The organism is Cognatilysobacter terrigena, from assembly GCF_004361065.1.
Lineage (GTDB): Bacteria > Pseudomonadota > Gammaproteobacteria > Xanthomonadales > Xanthomonadaceae > Cognatilysobacter > Cognatilysobacter terrigena.
The window spans coordinates 1-1,985 of the sequence record NZ_SELT01000082.1 but is presented as its reverse complement, the minus strand read 5'-3'; the positions used below and the strand labels follow the sequence as shown (position 1 = coordinate 1,985).

Annotated in this window: 2 protein-coding genes; both read right to left on the bottom strand. The window is 69.8% G+C overall.

The features are described from left to right. Window positions 1-638 (bottom strand): VpsR-related response regulator (locus EVS83_RS16105; protein ID WP_166636941.1); only part of this gene is annotated, 638 nt, incomplete at its 3' end. Between the two features lie 104 nt (window positions 639-742). Further along, the gene (locus tag EVS83_RS15460) at window positions 743-1,780 is read right to left on the bottom strand and encodes a class 1 fructose-bisphosphatase (RefSeq protein ID WP_133502084.1); all 1,038 of its coding nucleotides are present in this window, start codon (window positions 1,778-1,780) and stop codon (window positions 743-745) included. Between the last annotated feature and the right edge of the window lie 205 nt (window positions 1,781-1,985).

The following is a 1,985-nucleotide window of genomic DNA, read 5'->3' as shown; positions in this document are numbered from 1 at the left end:
GACTGGATCAGCGAATGCGGGATGGCGCCGCAATTGATGGCCACGAACGGCATGGCCTTGCGCCGCGAATGGCTGTGCAGGGCCTGCGCTGCGAGTTCCTTGCCGGTGCCGGTCTCGCCGGCGATGAACACCGGCGCTTCGGTATTGGCGGCCTTGCACAACGTGCGCGCCAGCGCCTTCATGCCGGGGCTTTCGCCGATGATGCCTTCGAGGCCTTCGTGCGCCAGGCGCACCGCGGACTCGCAGGCCAGCCGCGCCATGCCGTGCGCATGGCCGATCACCGTGTCGAGCACGCCCTCGGGGCACGGCAGGGTGACGTAGTCGTAGCAGTAGTCGCGGATGAGCCGACGCACCGCCGGCTCGCCGAGCTGCTCGGTGGTGACGCCGGCGACCCAGCCGACGTTGCTCGCCGCGAGCACCGGCCCGAACTCGGCGAAGTCGGTGTCCGAAAAGCCGTCGCGCAGGTCGAGCAGCGCGGCGAAGGGGTGCGTCGCGCGCCGCTGCACGATGCGAAGCGCACCGCGCGCATCCGTAGCCGACTGCACCTTCCAGCCCAACTGTTGCAAACGCGCCGGGGGCGTTCCTCGCCCCGCGCGCGCGACGTAGACCACGTCGCGGCCCGCGCCACCGTCCGCCATGTCCGACTCCTGTCGGCGCCCCACGCACCGGACGACCAAGGTAGCCCGATGGCGTGACAGGTCAAGCTTTTGTGACCGCCTTCACGCTGCCGGCCGTCGGCGCGTCATGCCGCGGCGGCGTCCCGGGTGTCGTGCTCGGCGTGGTACTGGACGGCGGCCTCGACTTCCCGCTTCGAGCCCAGGAACACCGGCACGCGCATGTGCAGGCCGGTCGGGGTGACCTCGAGCATGCGCTGGCGGCCCGTGCTGGCCGCGCCCCCGGCCTGCTCGACCAGGAACGCCATCGGGTTGGCCTCGTACATCAGGCGCAGCTTGCCGCCCTTGGCCGCGCACTTGCTGTCGAGGGGATAGCTGAAGATGCCGCCGCGGGTCAGGATGCGGTGCACGTCCGCCACCATCGACGCCACCCAGCGCATGTTGAAGTCCTTGCCGCGCGGGCCGTCCTTGCCGGCGAGCAGGTCGCCGACGTAGGCCTGCATCGGCGCTTCCCAGAAGCGCTGGTTCGACATGTTGACCGCGAATTCCTTCGTTTCCTCGGGAATGGTCATGCCGCGGGTGGTCATCACGAACGAGCCGATCTCGCGGTCGAGCGTGAACGAGTGCGTGCCGTTGCCGATGGTCAGCACCAGCATCGTGCTCGGGCCGTAAGTGCAGTAGCCCGCCGCGACCTGGGCCGTGCCCGGCTGCAGGAAGTGCTCGTCGTCGACTTCGGTGACGTCATCCGGGCAGCGCAGCACCGAGAAGATGGTGCCGACCGAGATGTTGACGTCGATGTTCGACGAACCGTCGAGGGGATCGAACAGGAGAAGGTACTTGCCGCGCGGCTGGTCGTCCGGGATGCGCACCGCGTGGTCCATCTCCTCCGACGCCAGCGCGGCGAGGTGGCCGCCCCAGGCGTTGGCCTCGAGCAGGATCTCGTTGGAGAGCACGTCGAGCTTCTTCTGCGCCTCGCCCTGGATGTTGCCGGTGCCGGCGTCGCCGAGCACGCCGCCGAGCGCGCCCTTGCCGACCGCGATCGAGATCGACTTGCAGGCGCGGGCCACCACTTCGATGAGCAGGCGCAGGTTCGGGCCGATGCGGCCGGCGCGCTCTTCTTCGAGCAGGTAACGGGTCAGCGAAACGGGCGAGGCGGTCGGATTCATCGGCGACGGGGCGGCAGGCGGGATGCCCATTGTCGCCGATGCCTGCAAACGTAGTCAGCGCAGGGCGCGACGGCGCCTCAGTGCGTACGGCGCGGCAGCCCCATGGCGTGGCGACGGACCGTCCGTGCGAGGTTCTCGCGGGCGATCGCCAGCATCTGCAGCGGTGCCTCGGGCTCGGCGGTGTCCATGACCCGGCGTGCGGCCT

Bases quoted from the DNA above. Each gene is read 5' to 3' on its own strand.
- EVS83_RS15460 (WP_133502084.1), bottom strand. From the start codon at position 1,780: ATGAATCCGACCGCCTCGCCCGTTTCGCTGACCCGTTACCTGCTCGAA.